Annotated in this window: 15 protein-coding genes; 2 read left to right on the top strand and 13 right to left on the bottom strand. The window is 59.4% G+C overall.

Going from position 1 to position 18,021, the window contains the following annotated elements:
* Positions 1 to 99: 99 nt before the first annotated feature.
* From NF676_RS08200 to flhA, 11 genes are all read right to left on the bottom strand, one after another.
* Entirely contained in the window at positions 100 to 888 is a 789-nt protein-coding gene (locus tag NF676_RS08200) for a ParA family protein (protein ID WP_024012121.1), read from the bottom strand.
* 43 nt (positions 889 to 931) lie between these two features.
* Positions 932 to 1,822 carry a flagellar motor protein MotD gene (motD, locus tag NF676_RS08195; protein WP_016771054.1) on the bottom strand — a complete coding sequence of 297 codons (891 nt, stop codon included), beginning with the start codon at positions 1,820 to 1,822 and terminating at the stop codon, positions 932 to 934.
* A gap of 12 nt (positions 1,823 to 1,834) precedes the next feature.
* Positions 1,835 to 2,575: a flagellar motor protein gene (locus NF676_RS08190; protein ID WP_016771055.1), complete on the bottom strand. Its 741-nt coding sequence runs from the start codon at positions 2,573 to 2,575 to the stop codon at positions 1,835 to 1,837.
* On the bottom strand, positions 2,575 to 3,726 hold the full coding sequence (locus tag NF676_RS08185) for a protein-glutamate methylesterase/protein-glutamine glutaminase (protein WP_252887511.1): 1,152 nt from the start codon (positions 3,724 to 3,726) through the stop codon (positions 2,575 to 2,577). Before NF676_RS08185 ends, NF676_RS08190 begins: the two co-directional genes overlap by 1 nt.
* Before the next feature lie 49 nt (positions 3,727 to 3,775).
* Positions 3,776 to 6,061: a chemotaxis protein CheA gene (locus tag NF676_RS08180; RefSeq protein WP_236169671.1), complete on the bottom strand. Its 2,286-nt coding sequence runs from the start codon at positions 6,059 to 6,061 to the stop codon at positions 3,776 to 3,778.
* 53 nt (positions 6,062 to 6,114) lie between these two features.
* Positions 6,115 to 6,903 (bottom strand): protein phosphatase CheZ, encoded by a 789-nt coding sequence (locus tag NF676_RS08175; RefSeq protein ID WP_016771058.1) that lies wholly within the window; start codon positions 6,901 to 6,903, stop codon positions 6,115 to 6,117.
* An 18-nt stretch (positions 6,904 to 6,921) separates the two neighbouring features.
* Positions 6,922 to 7,293, bottom strand: coding sequence for a chemotaxis response regulator CheY (locus NF676_RS08170; RefSeq protein ID WP_024012118.1), 372 nt, complete (start codon positions 7,291 to 7,293; stop codon positions 6,922 to 6,924).
* Between the two features lie 167 nt (positions 7,294 to 7,460).
* On the bottom strand, positions 7,461 to 8,201 hold the full coding sequence (fliA, locus tag NF676_RS08165; RefSeq protein WP_016771059.1) for an RNA polymerase sigma factor FliA: 741 nt from the start codon (positions 8,199 to 8,201) through the stop codon (positions 7,461 to 7,463).
* On the bottom strand, positions 8,198 to 9,028 hold the full coding sequence (gene fleN, locus NF676_RS08160) for a flagellar synthesis regulator FleN (protein WP_016771060.1): 831 nt from the start codon (positions 9,026 to 9,028) through the stop codon (positions 8,198 to 8,200). Before fleN ends, fliA begins: the two co-directional genes overlap by 4 nt.
* A 116-nt stretch (positions 9,029 to 9,144) precedes the next feature.
* Positions 9,145 to 10,485 (bottom strand): flagellar biosynthesis GTPase FlhF, encoded by a 1,341-nt coding sequence (gene flhF / locus NF676_RS08155; protein WP_252887510.1) that lies wholly within the window; start codon positions 10,483 to 10,485, stop codon positions 9,145 to 9,147.
* 11 nt (positions 10,486 to 10,496) lie between these two features.
* Complete coding sequence (gene flhA / locus NF676_RS08150; protein WP_016771062.1) at positions 10,497 to 12,626, bottom strand: flagellar biosynthesis protein FlhA; 2,130 nt, start codon at positions 12,624 to 12,626, stop codon at positions 10,497 to 10,499.
* Between the two features lie 620 nt (positions 12,627 to 13,246).
* On the opposite strand from flhA, the gene NF676_RS08145 reads away from it, so the two are divergent.
* Together NF676_RS08145 and NF676_RS08140 are read left to right on the top strand one after the other, a co-directional pair.
* Complete coding sequence (locus tag NF676_RS08145) at positions 13,247 to 13,606, top strand: DUF6124 family protein (protein WP_095180723.1); 360 nt, start codon at positions 13,247 to 13,249, stop codon at positions 13,604 to 13,606.
* 289 nt (positions 13,607 to 13,895) lie between these two features.
* The gene (locus NF676_RS08140) at positions 13,896 to 16,205 is read left to right on the top strand and encodes an immunoglobulin-like domain-containing protein (RefSeq protein ID WP_252887509.1); all 2,310 of its coding nucleotides are present in this window, start codon (positions 13,896 to 13,898) and stop codon (positions 16,203 to 16,205) included.
* A 294-nt stretch (positions 16,206 to 16,499) separates the two neighbouring features.
* On the opposite strand, the gene NF676_RS08135 is transcribed toward NF676_RS08140, so the two are convergent.
* A complete protein-coding gene (locus NF676_RS08135) occupies positions 16,500 to 16,736 on the bottom strand; it encodes a hypothetical protein (RefSeq protein ID WP_252887508.1) in 237 nt (78 codons plus the stop codon).
* 143 nt (positions 16,737 to 16,879) lie between these two features.
* Complete coding sequence (flhB, locus tag NF676_RS08130; protein ID WP_016771065.1) at positions 16,880 to 18,019, bottom strand: flagellar biosynthesis protein FlhB; 1,140 nt, start codon at positions 18,017 to 18,019, stop codon at positions 16,880 to 16,882.
* Between the last annotated feature and the right edge of the window lie 2 nt (positions 18,020 to 18,021).

Genomic DNA, 18,021 nt, shown 5'->3' with positions numbered 1-18,021 from the left:
CTGCCGAAGGCTGCGATCTTTTGATCTTTTCAGGAGCACTGACAGGCCAGATCAAAAGATCGCAGCCTTCGGCAGCTCCTACACGAATAAAGATCATGCTCAGGCCACCTGCGGAACAAGTTGCTGCGCGAGCAGGTGCTTGAGCAGTGCGCGGTAGGCCAGCACGCCACGGCTCTTGCCGTCGAATTGCGAAGGCGTGACGCCGGCCCGGCTGGCGTCGCGCAGACGGGTATCGACCGGGATGTAGCCGTGCCAGATGTCGTCGGGGAATTTGTCACGCAGCACGCGCAAGGTGCCCATCGACGCCTGCGTGCGGCGGTCAAACAGGGTCGGCACGATGCTGAACGGCAGCGGTTGTTTGCGCGAACGGTTAATCATCGCCAGGGTGTTGACCATGCGCTCCAGACCTTTCACGGCCAAGTGCTCGGTCTGCACCGGGATCACCAGTTGCTGGCTCGCCGCGAGGGCGTTGACCATCAGCACACCGAGCAACGGCGGGCTGTCGATGATCGCGTAATCGAAGTCCTGCCACAATTGCGCCAGACTCTTGGCGATCACCAGGCCCAAGCCACTCTGCCCCGGCGACTGTCGTTCAAGGGTGGCCAGTGCGGTGCTCGATGGCAGCAGGGAAATGCGTTCGTCGCTGGTCGACAACAGCAACTGCCCCGGCAGGCCTTGCGGCACGCTGCCCTTGTGCAGAAACAGGTCGTAGTTGCTGTGCTCCAGGCTGTCGGGGTCGTAACCGAAATAGCTGGTCATCGAGCCGTGCGGGTCGAGATCGACCACAACCACGCGCTTGCCCGCCTCGGCCAGCAACCCGGCTAAAGCGATGGAGGATGTGGTTTTACCGACACCACCCTTTTGATTGGCGACTGCCCAGACTCTCATTCAGTTCGTTCCTCCCGGCCAGGTTGATTGGCCGAGACATGCTTCAGCGTGTTAATGCGGGCGACGGAGAATTGACGGCACTCTCGCGTCCCGGCGTCTTGACCGGGGTCGGTGCAGTTTGTGTGCCAGCGCGCTTCAACGCCGCATCCGGTTGCGCATTGGCGGTTCCGGTGCCGGTGAGGCTGCGGCGCACATCGAGATTGCGCGACACCACCAGCACCACACGACGGTTCTTCGCCCGGCCTTCGACCGTGGCGTTGTTGGCCACTGGCTGGAATTCGCCGTAGCCTACCGATGCCAGTCGCCCAGGGTTCACACCCTGCATGGCGAGCATGCGCACGATGCTCGCCGAACGCGCCGAGGACAGTTCCCAGTTGGTCGGGTACTGCGCGGTGCGGATCGGTTGATCGTCGGTGAAGCCTTCGACGTGGATCGGGTTATCGAACGGTTTGAGGATCGCCGCGACCTTGTCGATGATGTTGAACGCGATGTCGCTCGGCATGGCATCGCCGCTGCCAAACAACAGGCTGGAATTGAGCTCGATCTCGACCCACAACTCGTTGCCGCGCACGGTCATCTGGTTGGAGCTGATCAAGTCACCGAAGGCGGCACTGATGTCATCGGCGATGCTTTTCAGCGGATCGCTGGCCCCGGAAATACCGGCGTCGACCTGTTCGGCATCCTTGACCAGCGGCTTGGCCGGGGTCACGGTTTTCGGTCGTTCGTCGCCGATCGGAATCGGCTTGAGCGAGCGATCGGAGTCGGTAAACACGCCGATCAGCGCTTCGGAAATGACTTTGTATTTGCCTTCGTTGATCGACGAGATCGAGTACATCACCACGAAAAACGCGAACAGCAAAGTGATGAAATCCGCGTAGGACACGAGCCAGCGCTCGTGATTGACGTGTTCTTCCTGGTGGCGACGACGAGCCATGAGGTTATTCCCTTAGTCCATGAAGCCTTGCAGCTTCAACTCAATGGAACGAGGGTTTTCACCTTCGGCGATCGACAGAATTCCTTCCAGCAACATTTCGCGATAACGCGACTGCCGCAACGCGATGGACTTGAGCTTGGCCGCGACCGGCAAGAGGATCAGGTTGGCACTGGCCACGCCGTAGATGGTCGCGACGAACGCCACGGCAATGCCGTTACCCAGTTGCGACGGATCGGCGAGGTTGCCCATCACGTGGATCAGGCCCATCACCGCACCGATGATGCCGATGGTCGGCGCGTAGCCGCCCATGCTCTCAAAGACCTTGGCCGCTTCGATATCGCGGGATTCCTGAGTGTAGAAATCCACTTCGAGAATGCTGCGAATGGCTTCCGGCTCGGCGCCGTCGACCAGCAGTTGCAGACCCTTGCGCGAATAGCTGTCAGGTTCGGCGTCAGCCACGCCTTCGAGGCCGAGCAAGCCTTCCTTGCGCGCCGTCAGGCTCCAATTGACCACGCGGTCGATGCCACCAGCCAGATCGACACGCGGCGGAAAGAAGATCCAGCCGAGAATCTGCATGGCGCGCTTGAACGCACTCATCGGCGATTGCAGCAGCGCAGCACCGACCGTGCCGCCCAGTACAATCAGCGCCGCCGGGCCGTTGGCCAGCGCGCCGAGGTGACCGCCTTCAAGGTAGTTGCCGCCGATGATGGCGACGAACGCCATGATGAGGCCGATTAGGCTGAGAACATCCATCAGATACACGCCTCGACGATGTGCTTGCCGATGTCGTCCAGACCATACACCGCGTCAGCCAGATCGGCTTTGACGATGGCCATCGGCATGCCGTAGATCACGCAGCTAGCTTCGTCCTGCGCCCACACCGAACTGCCGCCCTGCTTGAGCAGACGCGCGCCTTCGCGGCCGTCGGCGCCCATGCCGGTCAGCACCACTGCCAGAACTTTGTCGCCGTAAGACTTGGCTGCAGAACCGAAGGTAATGTCCACGCACGGCTTGTAATTCAGACGTTCGTCACCCGGCAAAATCTTCACCGCGCCACGGCCGTCGATCATCATCTGCTTGCCACCCGGCGCCAGCAGCGCCAGGCCCGGACGCAGGATGTCGCCATCCTCGGCTTCCTTGACGCTGATGCGGCAGAGCTTGTCGAGACGCTCGGCAAACGCCTTGGTGAACGCCGCCGGCATGTGCTGGATCAGCACGATCGGCGCCGGGAAGTTCGCCGGCAACTGCGTCAGTACACGTTGCAGCGCGACCGGGCCGCCAGTCGAGGTGCCGATGGCAACCAGTTTGTAGGCTTTGCGTTTCGGTGCCGGCGACGAAGCACTGGCAGCGGATGCACGGGCAGGCGCAGGCGCAGGCGCAGGTGCCGGACGTGCCGGGACAGGGCTGCTGTGGCTCGTGTGGCTGCCGTAGCTCGACGCTGCCTGAGCAGGCGTCGGCGCTGGCGCAGCGGCGGGAGCCGGCGCGCTGTAGGCACTGAAACGACGGTTACTGCGCGAGATGCTGTGGACTTTCTCGCACAGCAACTGCTTGACCTTTTCGGGGTTGCGCGAGATGTCTTCGAAATTCTTCGGCAGGAAATCCACCGCACCGGCGTCCAGCGCATCGAGGGTTACCCGCGCGCCTTCGTGGGTCAGCGAGGAGAACATCAACACCGGGGTCGGGCAGCGCTGCATGATGTGCCGCACTGCCGTGATGCCGTCCATCATTGGCATCTCGTAGTCCATGGTGATCACGTCAGGCTTGAGGGCCATGGCCTGATCGATCGCCTCTTTACCGTTGGTGGCCGTGCCGACCACCTGGATGCTCGGATCCGCCGAAAGAATTTCCGAGACGCGGCGGCGGAAAAAACCCGAATCGTCCACCACCAGGACTTTGACTGCCATAAACACTCCATTAGGTGCAGCGGCGCGTCATCGCGCCGCCGCCCCGGATTCAAATACGCTTTGTGGCGTAACGCTTGAGCATGCTTGGAACATCGAGAATCAGCGCAATGCGGCCGTCACCGGTGATGGTGGCGCCGGACATGCCCGGAGTTCCCTGGAGCATTTTGCCCAATGGCTTGATGACCACTTCTTCCTGGCCGACCAGTTGATCGACGACGAAGCCGATCCGCTGAGTGCCCACCGAAAGAATCACCACATGGCCTTCGCGCTGCTCTTCGTGAGCGGCGGAGCTGACCAGCCAGCGCTTGAGGTAGAACAATGGCAGCGCCTTGTCGCGCACGATCACCACTTCCTGACCGTCGACGACGTTGGTGGTCGACAGGTCGAGGTGGAAGATTTCGTTGACGTTGACCAGCGGGAACGCAAACGCCTGATTGCCCAGCATGACCATCAGCGTCGGCATGATCGCCAGGGTCAGCGGCACCTTGATGACGATCTTCGAGCCTTGGCCCTTGGTCGAGTAGATGTTGATCGAACCGTTGAGCTGGGAAATCTTGGTCTTCACCACGTCCATGCCGACACCACGGCCGGACACGTCGGAGATCTCGGTCTTGGTCGAGAAACCCGGAGCGAAAATCAGGTTGTAGCACTCGGTATCGCTCAGGCGATCGGCGGCGTCCTTGTCCATCACACCGCGTTTTACCGCGATCGAACGCAGGACGTTCGGGTCCATGCCTTTGCCGTCGTCGGAGATCGACAGCAGGATATGGTCGCCTTCCTGCTCGGCCGCCAGCACCACGCGACCGCCACGGGCCTTGCCCGATGCTTCGCGTTCTTCCGGCGACTCGATGCCGTGGTCGACAGCGTTGCGCACCAAGTGGACCAGCGGGTCGGCCAGAGCCTCGACAAGGTTTTTGTCGAGGTCGGTTTCTTCGCCCACCAGTTCCAGGTTGATCTCTTTCTTGAGCTGACGTGCGAGGTCGCGAACCAGACGCGGGAAGCGCCCGAAGACCTTCTTGATCGGCTGCATCCGCGTTTTCATCACGGCGGTCTGCAGGTCAGCGGTGACCACGTCGAGGTTCGACACGGCCTTGGACATGGCTTCGTCGCCGCTGTTGAGGCCCAGACGCACCAGACGGTTACGCACCAGCACCAGCTCACCGACCATGTTCATGATCTCGTCGAGCCGCGCGGTGTCGACGCGCACGGTGGTTTCCGCTTCGCTGGCCGGCTTTTCTGCCGGGGCAGCAGCTGGCGCGCGGGCCGGAGCCGGTGCAGCAGCGGCGGCCGGTTTCGGCGCCTCGGCTTTCGGTTCAGGCTTGGCGGCAGGCTTCGGCGCAGCAGCGGCAGCCGGAGCTTTCGCCGCTGGCGTGGCGACGCTCGACACGGAGCCGGCAGTCGCAGCGCTGGCGTCAAACTTGCCTTTGCCGTGCAGTTCGTCGAGCAGCGATTCGAATTCGTGATCGCTGATCAGGTCACTGCCGGCCGCAGCGGCTGCCGGTGCAGCAGGTGCTGACGGGGCCGAAGCGATGGCCGATTCCAGCGCGTCAACGGCGAAGTTGCCCTTGCCGTGCAACTGATCGAGCAAGGCTTCGAATTCGTCGTCGGTGATGTCCGAGCTGTCGCCCGCAGCAGGCGCGGCCGGAGCAGCCGGCGCTGCTGGTGCCGCCGGAGCGACCGCATCGACAGCAAACTGGCCTTTGCCATGCAGTTGATCGAGCAGCGATTCAAATTCGGCGTCGGTGATTTCATCGCTGGCCGCCGTGTCGGCAACCGGCGCGGGCGCCACAGCAGCGGCCGGAGCCTCGGCCTGGGCCTTGACGGCATTCAGCGAGTCCAGCAGTTGTTCGAATTCGTTATCGGTGATGTCGTCCGAGGAGTCGCTTTCAACGACCAGTTCTTCGATCATCTCGGCAACCGGCGAAGCCGGGGCTTCATCCGCCGATTGCGGTTCGGCCAGACGCGCCAGCGCGGCCAACAGTTCCGGCGTGGCAGCGGTGATCGGTGCACGCTCACGGACTTCGCTGAACATGCTGTTCACCGCGTCCAGTGCTTCGAGCACCACGTCCATCAGTTCTGCATCAACGCGACGCTCACCCTTGCGCAGGATGTCGAACACGTTTTCGGCGATGTGACAGCACTCCACCAGCTCATTGAGCTGAAGGAAGCCGGCGCCCCCTTTTACAGTGTGGAAACCGCGAAAAATTGCATTGAGCAGATCTGCATCATCCGGACGGCTTTCCAGCTCGACCAATTGTTCGGACAGTTGCTCAAGAATCTCGCCGGCCTCAACCAGGAAATCCTGAAGGATCTCTTCATCGGCGCCGAAGCTCATTAATGGGGTGCTCCTACAGGTCTAAAAACCCAAAAAACCCGAATTCCGAAACTCTAGAATCCAAGGCTGGATAACAAATCGTCCACATCGTCCTGACCGGACACAACGTCTTCTCGTTTATCGGCATGAATCTGCGGACCTTCACCCTGCGAGAGATGTTTTTGTGGATCTTTTTCAGCAAGCATTGCGGCGCGGTCATGTTCGATGCCCGCAAAGCGGTCGACCTGACTGGCCATGAGCACGAGTTTGAGCAGATTGCTTTCGACTTCGGTGACCAGTTGGGTCACACGCTTGATCACTTGACCTGTGAGGTCCTGGTAATCCTGAGCCAGCAGGATGTCGTTGAGGTTGCTCGACACCGCACGGTTGTCCGTGCTGCTGCGTGACAGAAAACCGTCGACCCGGCGCGCCAGTTCACGGAACTCTTCAGCCCCGACCTCGCGACGCATGAAGCGGCCCCAATCGGCGCTCAACGTCTGCGCTTCATCAGCGAGACTGTTGACCACCGGCGTGGCGCTTTCCACCAGATCCATGGTGCGGTTGGCCGCGGCTTCCGTCAGCTTGACCACATAGCCCAGGCGTTCGGTGGCGTCGGTGATTTGCGACACTTCCTCGGCCTGCGGCATGTGCGGATCGATCTGGAAATTGACGATCGCACTGTGCAGTTCACGTGTGAGCTTGCCCACTTCCTGATACAGGCCGCGGTCACGGGTCTGATTGAGCTCATGGATCAGTTGCACCGCGTCGCCGAACTTGCCTTTTTCAAGGCTCTCGACCAGTTCGACCGCGTGTTTTTTCAGGGTCGATTCGAAATCGCCCTGTGATGATTCGTTATGCTCCATAGCTCCCCCGCGCATTCATCAGCCGATGCGTTCGAAAATCTTCTCGATTTTGTCTTTCAACGCTTGAGCCGTGAAAGGTTTGACTACGTAACCGTTCACACCGGCCTGAGCGGCCTCGATGATCTGCTCGCGCTTGGCTTCAGCAGTCACCATCAACACCGGGAGGTGCTTGAGTTTTTCATCGGCGCGCACGTGACGCAGCAGGTCGATACCGGTCATGCCCGGCATGTTCCAGTCCGTTACCAGAAAGTCGATGCTGCCGCTGTTGAGCACCGGAATGGCAGTGGTGCCATCGTCGGCCTCGACGGTGTTGGTGAACCCAAGATCGCGCAGCAGGTTCTTGATGATCCGCCGCATCGTTGAGAAGTCATCAACGATGAGGATTTTCATGTCTTTGTTCAATTCGACCTCCAAGCAGTCTTAAACGCGCCCAGCACCTGGACGCGCCACTTCAATCAATCGGCGCAGCACTTAAAGTTTGTCTGGAGCACAACGGATCGAGACCGGCGCCGTTCATCACCGCACCAGCCTCGTTTCGCAGTGTCCCCACACTGCCTTCAGCGCGCTCGCCACTCCCCCAAACGCCCCCGCAGACGGGCCGCGCACTGGCTGTGTAACTGGCTGACCCGCGATTCACTGACGCCAAGGACTTCACCGATCTCCTTGAGGTTCAGCTCTTCGTCGTAGTACAGCGCCAACACCAGTCGCTCACGCTCCGGCAAATTGGCAATCGCGTCCGCCAGCGCCGCCTGAAAGCGTTCATCTTCCAGATCGCGTGACGGCTCCATATGAGCACTGGCGCCATCCTCGTGCAGCCCTTCGTGTTCGCCGTCCTGCAACAGGTCGTCGAAACTGAACAGGCGACTGCCCAAGGTGTCATTCAGAATCCCGTAGTAATCGTCGAGACTCAATTGGAGTTCGGCCGCAACCTCGTGATCTTTAGCGTCACGGCCGGTTTTAGCTTCAATCGAGCGAATCGCGTCGCTGACCATCCTGGTATTACGGTGAACCGAGCGTGGCGCCCAATCCCCTTTGCGCACTTCATCGAGCATCGCGCCGCGGATTCGAATGCCCGCGTACGTTTCGAAACTGGCGCCTTTGCTGGCGTCGTATTTGGTCGAGACTTCCAGCAAACCGATCATCCCGGCCTGGATCAGGTCTTCGACCTGCACGCTGGCCGGCAGGCGCGCCAGCAAGTGATAGGCAATGCGCTTGACCAGCGGCGCGTAGCGCTCGATCAATTCGTATTGCGCGTCACGCGCCGACTTTTTGTAAAGATTCATGCCACTGGCGGTCATATCACAGGCCCTGCGGTTTGCTGCACGAGACGCTCGACGAAAAATTCCAGATGCCCGCGCGGGTTGGCGGGCAGCGGCCAGGTATCGACCTTCTGGGCGATGGCCTTGAAGGCCAGTGCGCACTTGGAACGGGGAAAGGCTTCGTAGACGGCGCGCTGCTTCTGCACTGCCTTGCGCACGCTTTCGTCGTATGGCACGGCGCCGACGTATTGTAGGGCGACGTCGAGGAAGCGATCCGTGACCTTGGTCAACTTGGCGAACAGGTTGCGCCCTTCCTGCGGGCTCTGCGCCATGTTGGCCAGCACGCGGAAGCGGTTCATGCCGTAATCGCGGTTGAGCAACTTGATCAGCGCGTAAGCGTCGGTGATCGAAGTCGGCTCGTCGCAGACCACCAGCAACACTTCCTGGGCGGCGCGTACGAAACTGACTACCGAGTCACCAATACCCGCAGCGGTATCGATCACCAGCACGTCGAGATTGTCGCCGATGTCGCTGAACGCCTGGATCAGGCCGGCGTGTTGCGCCGGGCTCAAGTGCACCATGCTCTGCGTGCCGGAGGCCGCCGGCACGATGCGAATCCCGCCCGGGCCTTGCAACAGCACGTCGCGCAATTCGCAACGGCCTTCGATGACGTCGGCCAGTGTGCGCTTGGGTGTCAGCCCCAGCAGAACGTCGACGTTCGCCAGGCCCAGGTCGGCGTCCAGCAGCATGACCCGACGGCCAAGCTCTGCCAGCGCCAGCGACAAGTTCACTGACACGTTAGTCTTGCCGACGCCACCTTTGCCGCCGGTCACCGCGATCACCTGTACGGGATGCATGCTGCCCATGTTATTTCTTTACCTTGTCTTGCATAGACGGAGGCCACATTACTGGCTGCGCGTTCCTGATCGGAACAATGCGTGGCAGACCATCGATGTAGGTACAAAAACTGTTCATGATTACCTCAGCCAACCTGCTTGGTCGGGCTGTGATAGATATCAGCGAACATGTCAGCCATGGCTTCTTCGCTGGGTTCTTCCTGCATTTGCACGCTGACGGCGCGGCTGACCAATTGATGACGACGCGGCAGATGCAGATCATCCGGAATCCGTGGGCCATCGGTCAGATACGCGACCGGCAATTCATGACTGATCGCCAGGCTCAACACTTCGCCGAGACTGGCCGTTTCATCCAGTTTAGTCAGGATGCAGCCGGCCAGCCCGCAACGCTTGTAACTGTGATAAGCGGCAGTTAGAACCTGTTTCTGGCTGGTGGTTGCCAGGACCAGATAATTTTTTGAGCGAATGCCACGCCCGGCCAGGCTCTCAAGCTGCATGCGCAACGCCGGATCACTGGCTTGCAGGCCGGCAGTATCGATCAAAACTACGCGTTTGCGTAGCAGTGGATCCAATGCCTGCACCAGCGACTGACCCGGATCGACGTGCGTTACCGGCACGTTGAGGATGCGCCCGAGGGTTTTCAATTGTTCCTGAGCGCCGATGCGGAAGCTGTCCATGCTTACCAGTGCAACGTTCTGCGCGCCGTACTTGAGCACATAACGCGCGGCGAGCTTGGCCAGCGTGGTGGTCTTGCCCATGCCGGCGGGGCCGACCATGGCAATCACACCGCCCTCTTCCAGCGGCTCGACTTCCGGCACGGCAATCATCCGCGCCAGGTGGGCCAACAGCATGCGCCAGGCCTGACGGGGTTCTTCGATATCGGTGATCATCGCCAACAGATCGCGCGACAGCGGGCCGGACAGGCCGATGCGCTGCAGACGGCGATACAGATTGGCCTGGGCCGGACGGCTGCCTTGCAGCTGATTCCAGGCCAGGGTGCCGAGCTGCACTTCCATCAGCTCGCGCAAGCTGTTCAATTCAAAACGCATCGAATCCAGTGCACGCGGATCGACACCCGCCGAGGCCTGCGCAGGCGCTGCGGCCGGGCGCGGCGGGGCAGCGTAGGTTGGCTCGCTCAGCGGCTCGGCAGCGGTCAGCGGCAGGCCTGCGGTCAACGGCAGCCCGGCGAACAACTGCTGATTGGTGTTGCCGTCGGCTTCGCCACGCAGGCTCAGCTCGGCCTGGGCGGTGACGATGCGCGACTGGGTCTTGCGCAGCTCGTCTTCGAGTTCCATGTTCGGAACCCGTGGCGCCAGCGCCGACAATTTGTAATCCAGAGCCGCCGTCAACTCGACGCCGCCGGCAATGCGGCGGTTGCCGATGATGGCGGCATCAGCGCCCAGCTCATCGCGAACCAGCTTCATGGCCTGACGCATATCGGCGGCGAAAAAACGCTTAACTTGCATAAACCACTACCTCAGCCGTTGGGCCCTACTGTCGCAACGATGGTCACTTGCTTGTTGTCCGGTACTTCCTGGTAGGCCAGTACATGCAGCCCTGGCACTGCGAGGCGGCCGAAACGCGAGAGCATCGCGCGAATCGGGCCTGCTACCAGCAGGATCACCGGTTGGCCTTGCATTTCCTGACGCTGGGCCGCTTCGATCAACGAACGTTGCAGCTTCTCGGCCATGCTCGGCTCCAGCAGAACGCCCTCTTCCGAGCCTTGTCCTGCCTTCTGCAGACTATTGAGCAATATCTGTTCCAACCTTGGTTCCAATGTGATTACAGGCAGCTCGGACTCAGTGCCTACAATGCTTTGGACGATTGCACGGGATACGCCGACCCGCACAGCGGCGACCAGCGCGGCGGTATCTTGACTCTTGGCAGCGTTGTTCGCGATCGCTTCGGCGATGCTGCGAATGTCGCGCACCGGCACGTGCTCGGCGAGCAGCGCTTGCAGGACCTTGAGCAACTGCGACAGCGAAACCACGCCCGGCACCAGCTCTTCCGCCAGTTTCGGCGAGCTCTTGGCCAGCAATTGCATGAGTTGCTGCACTTCCTCGTGGCCAATCAGCTCACTGGAGTGCTTGTACAGAATCTGGTTCAAGTGCGTGGCGACCACGGTGCTCGCATCGACCACGGTGTAGCCGAGCGATTGCGCCTGGGCGCGCTGGCTGATTTCGATCCACACCGCCTCCAGGCCGAAAGCCGGATCTTTGGCGTTGATACCGTTGAGCGAGCCGTAGACCTGACCCGGGTTGATCGCCAGTTCGCGATCCGGGTAGATCTCGGCCTCGGCGAGAATCACGCCCATCAGCGTCAGCCGATACGCGCTCGGCGCCAGATCGAGGTTGTCGCGGATATGCACGGTCGGCATCAGAAAGCCCAGATCCTGCGAGAGCTTCTTGCGCACACCCTTGATCCGCGCGAGCAATTGCCCACCCTGATTGCGGTCCACCAGCGGAATCAGGCGATAGCCGACTTCCAGGCCGATCATGTCGATCGGCGTCACGTCGTCCCAGCCCAGCTCTTTGGTTTCCATGGCGCGGGCCGGTGACGGCAGCAGTTCCTGCTGACGCTTGACCTCTTCCAGCGCCACGACCTTGGCAACGTTCTGCTTCTTCCAGAACAGGTAAGCGCCGCCCGCAGCCAGCGCCGCCATACTCAGGAAGGAGAAGTGCGGCATGCCCGGCACAAGGCCCATCACCGCCATCAAACCAGCGGCCACGGCCAGTGCTTTCGGCGAGGCGAACATCTGGCGATTGATCTGCTTGCCCATGTCTTCCGAGCCGGAAGCGCGGGTCACCATGATCGCCGCTGCTGTAGATAACAACAGTGATGGCAATTGCGCCACTAAACCGTCACCGATGGTCAGCAAGGCGTAAACCTTGCCCGCATCGCCGAAGCTCATGCCGTGCTGGAAGATACCCACGGCCATGCCGCCGATGAGGTTGATGAACAGAATCAGCAGGCCGGCGATGGCGTCACCACGGACAAACTTGCTGGCACCGTCCATCGAACCGTAGAACTCCGCCTCCTGGGCGACTTCCTGACGGCGCGATTTGGCCTGGTTCTGGTCAATCAAACCGGCGTTGAGGTCGGCGTCGATCGCCATTTGTTTGCCGGGCATCGCATCGAGGGTGAAGCGCGCGCTCACCTCGGAAATCCGCCCGGCACCCTTGGTCACCACGACGAAGTTGATGATCATGAGGATCGCGAAGACCACGATACCGACCACGTAGTTACCGCCGATCACCACCTCACCGAACGCCTGAATCACCTTACCAGCCGCGGCATGGCCGTCCTGACCGTGGAGCATTACCACCCGCGTCGAGGCCACGTTCAGCGCCAGTCGCAGCAACGTCGCCACCAGCAGAATCGTCGGGAACACGGCGAAATCCAGCGGCCGCAGCGCATACACGCAGACCAGCAGGACGACGATGGACAGGGCAATGTTGAAGGTAAAGAAGACGTCGAGCAGGAACGGCGGTACTGGCAACATCATCATCGCCAGCATGACCAGCAGCAACAACGGCACGCCCAGATTGCCTCGACTGAGGTCGGCAACGTTGGTGCGTGCTGTATTGAATAACTGAGTGCGATCCACCGGTTTTCCCCGTTCCTTTAAAGCAAACTTTTGACGCCCCGAACGGGCGCAGGGCGGCTATTGCAAGAAGCTTTCCAACTTTTGCCGGGGAATGAAATAGAGCGGTTTTACTTGGGATTTATCGGCTGATTGGGCTGGCCCCTTCGCGAGCAGGCTCGCTCCCACAGTTTGACATGCATTCCCAATCGGACATTTGGAATACGGCCCCTGTGGGAGCGAGCCTGCTCGCGAAGAGGCCTTCGAATGCGGCGCATTTTTTTCGATTTAAACGAAGCTGTTTACAAGACACCAGCAGACACGGTCTCAAGGCTACAAATCCTTGCGCCATTGCCTACAGCCAAGCCAGAATCCGCCGGCTTGTGCACCTGGGGGTCGGATTCTATTGTGGTCCGGTCGCTGACGAATCAGCGATCGGGTTTAGCGACCCGGATCTTGAATAGGTGCATCAGCGTTCCATGCTTTGTCGCGGGTTCAGTATCTGCGACTGCGCCATGGTGGCTGTATGTGGGAGACCTTCGGGTCTGCCGGGTGCCTATAACCGGTTCGCTAACCTGCGTACAGCCGCCACCTTACTGTTTAGCGACAGTGCCTGACGGCTCCACTTATATAGGAGCTTCACCATGATCAAACCCACACCCAACCCGCCCGAATCCGCCCCCACCTCCCCCTACGAATCCCTCGATTCAAAAAAACTCCACCAAGCCGCCGACCGCGCCCTCGACCACTACCTCTGCCCACCCGGCTCGACCCCACCACCGTTCAGCCCCCGCGCCATGTACGCCGTCACCGCCGACACCAAAAACGAAGACCTCCTGGCCAACGCCTGCGAAACCCTCGCCTCGGCCAAAACCATCGCCCAGGAATTCGCCGGGCTGGTCAAACCATCGCAGCGCCGAACGCTGATGGGGATTGCGCAGCTGATCATGCTCGGGGAACTGGCGGTAAATCGGGTGCTGGATAATCTGGAGTTGCCTGGATGATGCGGTTCGGCTGAGTGATTCGAGTGAGAGAGCCGGCCTTTTGGCGAGCAAGCTCGCTCCCACATTTTGATCTTCTTGGATGCAAATCTTGCAGCGGCTGAAGATCCTGTCGAGTGCAGCTTGCGCGAGCTAGGCCTCTCGGCGGCGCATGAGCGCCCACCCCTTCAGCGATACCATTGGTCGGAAAACCGTCCCCACCTGTCAGATCTGACAGGTGACGGACGCCTCGTTCTGCGTTGTGATGAACCTTGCCTGCCATTGTTCATCACCAGTGTTCGAGGAGAACGGAATGAGCGTTCAAGTCTATTCAACCGAAGCCAACGCAGCCCTGGCCTTGTATCCCGTGTACCCCCCGCAATGGATAACACCGGTGCTGCCTCCAGGTACTGCTGATGGTGGCCTTCCTCTCTCGGCATTCACTCCATCTGGGGTAGAACTTGTCATCGACCCCTTAACCGGCTTGCGGAATTGGGTCATGGCGGCTTATGACGTCGTGACTATTTTTGTCAACGGAGTCAACACCGGCATCAGCAAAACCATCTATCCCGGTGAAGAGCAGGAACGCATTCTTTTGCGCGTGCCGGCGAGTTGGTTCACAAACGGTGTCAACGATGTCCACTACAGAGTGACCCGATCCAGCGGTAACGACGCCGACTCACCCACACTCAAGCTGCTCTACAACAACCCGGCGCCTACCGTCACCGTCAGCCATCCACCCAGCGTCGTACCGGGGCAGACGGCGGTCATCACGATCACCGTCGGTTACCCACGGCCTCACGACACGGTGACGCTCACCATAGGCACTTGGAGCATCACATTTGCCAACCCCACAAGCCCGATCAACCACACCCTGACGGCTGCAGAATTGCAGTTGATAGGCGACGGCACCCATTCGGTCTTCGCCAGGGTGCGCGATCAATTGACCAACAACAATGAGTCGGCGACGACCCCGATCACTATCACCGCCAATCAGAAGGTGTACAACTCGCCGATAATCGCTGAGGCCGTGGACGGCATGCTCGACGTGGCCGCACTGAGGGGCCAGGACGCTACGCTACGAGCACGCAACTGGACGGGAATCCAGGTCGGTCAGCAGGTGTGGCTGAAGGTCACTGGCCAGAAACCCGACGGCTCGGCGCACGTCCTGCAATTCTGGAATGGTGACACCCACAAGGTGAATGCGACCTGGGTCAGTCAGGGGTTCTGGGATAAACCGCTGCTCATAGCTTTTCTGAAAGAATTGAAAGAAGGATCGCTGTTGAAACTGGAATTCTGGGTATCGGAGGACAAGAGCAATGACTTCGCCAGCGCCACGCGGTTTCCGGATCAGGTGTATACCGTCATTGGCCTGCAACTTGACCTGCCACCCCCGACCTTGAACCCGCCCACAGTGCCGATTGACGTTTTGGCTAATCCGGATGGAGTGAAGCTTCAGATAACAGCTTTCGCAGCAGAGAAAGACGATAAGGCTCAATTCGTCCAGGTGAACGCGCCGGCCGGTGCGCCGCCGTTTCCGGTGGTGGATTTTGTTGGTGGGATTGCAGAGATTTCATTGAGCGCTGCGTTTCTGGCGGCTTGGCATGGCAAGGCGATTGAGTTCCGGTGGGATTTGATTCGTACCGGAGTTCCGGCTGGAGAATCACCAACAGTCAGGTTTGATGTCATGACAATCGCTGATGGAGACCCGCGTTTGCCGACACCCGTAATTCTCCAAGCAATTGGGCCGGACGGAGGAAAAGTACTTGATTTATCGACTTTTGATGGCGATGCGACTGTGACAGTCGATACCTGGACAGCCATGGCAAAGGGACAAAAGTTCTGGCTGCTTTGCGTAGGAAAAAAAGATGATGGATCGGACTACGAAATTTCGTTGGCTAATGGAATTGAAATTGAAATACCAGGTAAATTGAGCAGAACGCTTTTGCGTTCAGAACTAGACCGCCTTGTTGATGGATCTCTTCGCGTGGACATTAGTGTTGGATTCAGCACCAACGGGGACAAAAACGACGCTACTCTGTTCCCTAGTCTAAATGTAGGCCTCAAGGTACGTGCAAAACTCATCATAGATGATTCACCTTTAGAGTTGTCAGGCAGGACAGTGTCAATCGTGAATACCAGTGGTCAGTACATCGATAGATGGCGCCTTACGGGTGCTCATCCGTCTGGAGCCTCAGCAAATCGTCAAGCGTCAGGAGGAGTGGGCCAAATTACTTATCAATCGGATAATCCAAAAATCGCAAACGTCAATGACGTCGGGTTAATCTGGAGTGAAGGTAATGGCAGCACCACCATCAATGTAAGAGATAGCTCAGGCCAACATGCCTCAATTTCTGTTTCTGTAAGCAACGTCGAACAATGCATTGTCTCACCATCACTTATAGCTGATTCAAAGATTGATCAGTGGGTCAATGCGAATGGCCGTGCTGTAAAAACGTCAGACCTGGTTTTGTTCCGGACTAAATTTTTTGTGACTCAGTTCGCTGGCTATGGAATTCGCTCAGACGTTAGTTTGTATTGGGGGTTGTACAACGAAGGACAAGGGTGGAGAGAGCATGCTTATCATTCTAGCCCTGGACACACTGTCTTGTGTTTGCGGTAGTGAGTCGACGCTTCGCCTCATCAGAATTGAGAGAAAAGGGGACAGGAGTAAAGGGAACGGATTTATTTAACCAGTGATCTAGAACAGCGGGGCTTGAACTTGGTTGTTTTCCTGACCGGGATGACCCCTTAGCAAGCAGGCTCACTTTCGACGGTTGATCGCATTACAAGTGGAATCAAGTTTGCTCGCGAAGGCTGACTGGCAGGCAATAATCGCCCAAAAAAACCGCCGCTGCGCATCAATCGGGACGGCGGTTTTCTTTTCAGGTGTTTGGCGATGAGGGCAAACTGCCGGTCAATACCGAAGGATTTTCACTTTCCCATTTTTGGTCCTGGGCAATTCGAACTCGACTTCGCCGCCCACTTTGATCTTCGCCTGCAAGGCCTCAGCCAATGGAACGCTGAATCGGTACTCTTTGGCAGTCAGAAAAAAACCCGTGGCTTCGGCAAAGGACAGGCATCGTCCCGAGGGCTTCGGCGTGATGGTGCCTTTGCCGGTTTTTTCATCGTAGCTGCTGAAAATACCTTTCATTGCCTTGCTCCCTTGCACTCGCCCGCCCGCCCGGCCGCGCGAGCGCGCGGCAGCATCTTGCATCAAACTGCAAAATCACGGCGACTGCACCTGTCAGAGTTGACAGTAAAGGGGAATCTCAGACAAAAGGCTGCGCAGCAACGTCAGGAATCCCGACGCAAGTCCGGCGGAATCGGCAGATCATCCTTGAGCGGGTCCGGCCGCTTGCCCTTGCCCGCCTGGTGTTGGCGAATCTGATAGACGTAGGCCAACACCTGCGCCACTGCCAAATACAGCCCGCCAGGAATCTCCTGCTCAAGCTCAGTTGAGTAATAGATCGAGCGCGCCAGCGCAGGCGACTCGAGCAGCATGACGTTGTTGGCCACTGCGATTTCGCGGATTTTCAGGGCGATGAAGTCGCTGCCCTTGGCCAGCAGCACCGGTGCGCCGCCCTTCTCCGAGTCGTACTTGAGCGCGACCGCGTAGTGGGTCGGGTTGGTGATGACCACGTCGGCTTCGGGAATCGCCGCCATCATCCGTCGCTGGGACATTTCGCGCTGGGTCTGGCGAATGCGTTGCTTGACCTCGGGGCGGCCTTCCTGGTCCTTGTGTTCGTCGCGCACTTCCTGCTTGGTCATCTTGAGCTTCTTCATGCTCTCCCAGATCTGCACCGGCACGTCGACGGCGGCGATGATGATCAGACCGCAGGCCAGCCACAGCGTGCTCCAGCCCACCAGCAAGACGCTGTGAATGATCGCCATATCCAGTGGTTCGTGGGCGATGCGCAGCAAGTCGTCGACGTCGGCGGACAACACCAACAGCGCCACCCCCAAGGTAATCAGAAACTTGGCCAGGGCCTTGAGCAGTTCAACCACAGCCTTGAACGAGAACATCCGTTTGAGGCCGGCGGCCGGGTTCATCCGGCTGAATTTGGGTGCCAGCGAACTTGCCGCGAACAGCCAGCCACCCAGGGAGATTGGCCCGATGATGGCGGCGAGCAACAGGGTTATCATCACCGGCTGAATCGCCAGCAAGGCGATCAACCCTGACTCCAACAGAAAACGGCCCATGGCGCCCTGATCCATGACCACTTCGCGGGACAGGGTGAAGTTCAGGCGCATCACGTCCATCATTTCTTGCGCGAGCATGCCGCCGAAAATCAGCAGCGCAGAGGCGCCGGCCATCATCACGGCCAGGGTGTTGAGCTCTTTGGAACGGGCGATTTCACCCTTCTCACGGGAGTCCTTTTTGCGTTTCTCCGTGGGGTCTTCCGTTTTGTCCTGACCGCTCTCGCTCTCTGCCATGA

Source organism: Pseudomonas siliginis (genome assembly GCF_024072275.1).
GTDB lineage: Bacteria > Pseudomonadota > Gammaproteobacteria > Pseudomonadales > Pseudomonadaceae > Aquipseudomonas > Aquipseudomonas siliginis.
Note: the sequence above shows the minus strand (reverse complement) of the source record. Positions and strands in the feature narration are given on the sequence as shown.

Excerpts from the sequence above, each read along its gene's own strand:
- NF676_RS08175 (WP_016771058.1), bottom strand. The coding sequence starts at position 6,903 with ATGGAGCATAACGAATCATCACAGGGCGATTTCGAATCGACCCTGAAA.
- NF676_RS08135 (WP_252887508.1), bottom strand. The coding sequence starts at position 16,736 with ATGAAAGGTATTTTCAGCAGCTACGATGAAAAAACCGGCAAAGGCACC.
- flhF (WP_252887510.1), bottom strand. The coding sequence starts at position 10,485 with ATGCAAGTTAAGCGTTTTTTCGCCGCCGATATGCGTCAGGCCATGAAG.
- NF676_RS08140 (WP_252887509.1), top strand. The coding sequence starts at position 13,896 with ATGAGCGTTCAAGTCTATTCAACCGAAGCCAACGCAGCCCTGGCCTTG.
- NF676_RS08200 (WP_024012121.1), bottom strand. The coding sequence starts at position 888 with ATGAGAGTCTGGGCAGTCGCCAATCAAAAGGGTGGTGTCGGTAAAACC.
- NF676_RS08170 (WP_024012118.1), bottom strand. The coding sequence starts at position 7,293 with ATGAAAATCCTCATCGTTGATGACTTCTCAACGATGCGGCGGATCATC.
- NF676_RS08180 (WP_236169671.1), bottom strand. The coding sequence starts at position 6,061 with ATGAGCTTCGGCGCCGATGAAGAGATCCTTCAGGATTTCCTGGTTGAG.
- NF676_RS08185 (WP_252887511.1), bottom strand. The coding sequence starts at position 3,726 with ATGGCAGTCAAAGTCCTGGTGGTGGACGATTCGGGTTTTTTCCGCCGC.
- NF676_RS08145 (WP_095180723.1), top strand. The coding sequence starts at position 13,247 with ATGATCAAACCCACACCCAACCCGCCCGAATCCGCCCCCACCTCCCCC.
- flhB (WP_016771065.1), bottom strand. The coding sequence starts at position 18,019 with ATGGCAGAGAGCGAGAGCGGTCAGGACAAAACGGAAGACCCCACGGAG.
- fliA (WP_016771059.1), bottom strand. The coding sequence starts at position 8,201 with ATGACCGCCAGTGGCATGAATCTTTACAAAAAGTCGGCGCGTGACGCG.
- NF676_RS08190 (WP_016771055.1), bottom strand. The coding sequence starts at position 2,575 with ATGGATGTTCTCAGCCTAATCGGCCTCATCATGGCGTTCGTCGCCATC.
- motD (WP_016771054.1), bottom strand. The coding sequence starts at position 1,822 with ATGGCTCGTCGTCGCCACCAGGAAGAACACGTCAATCACGAGCGCTGG.
- fleN (WP_016771060.1), bottom strand. The coding sequence starts at position 9,028 with ATGGGCAGCATGCATCCCGTACAGGTGATCGCGGTGACCGGCGGCAAA.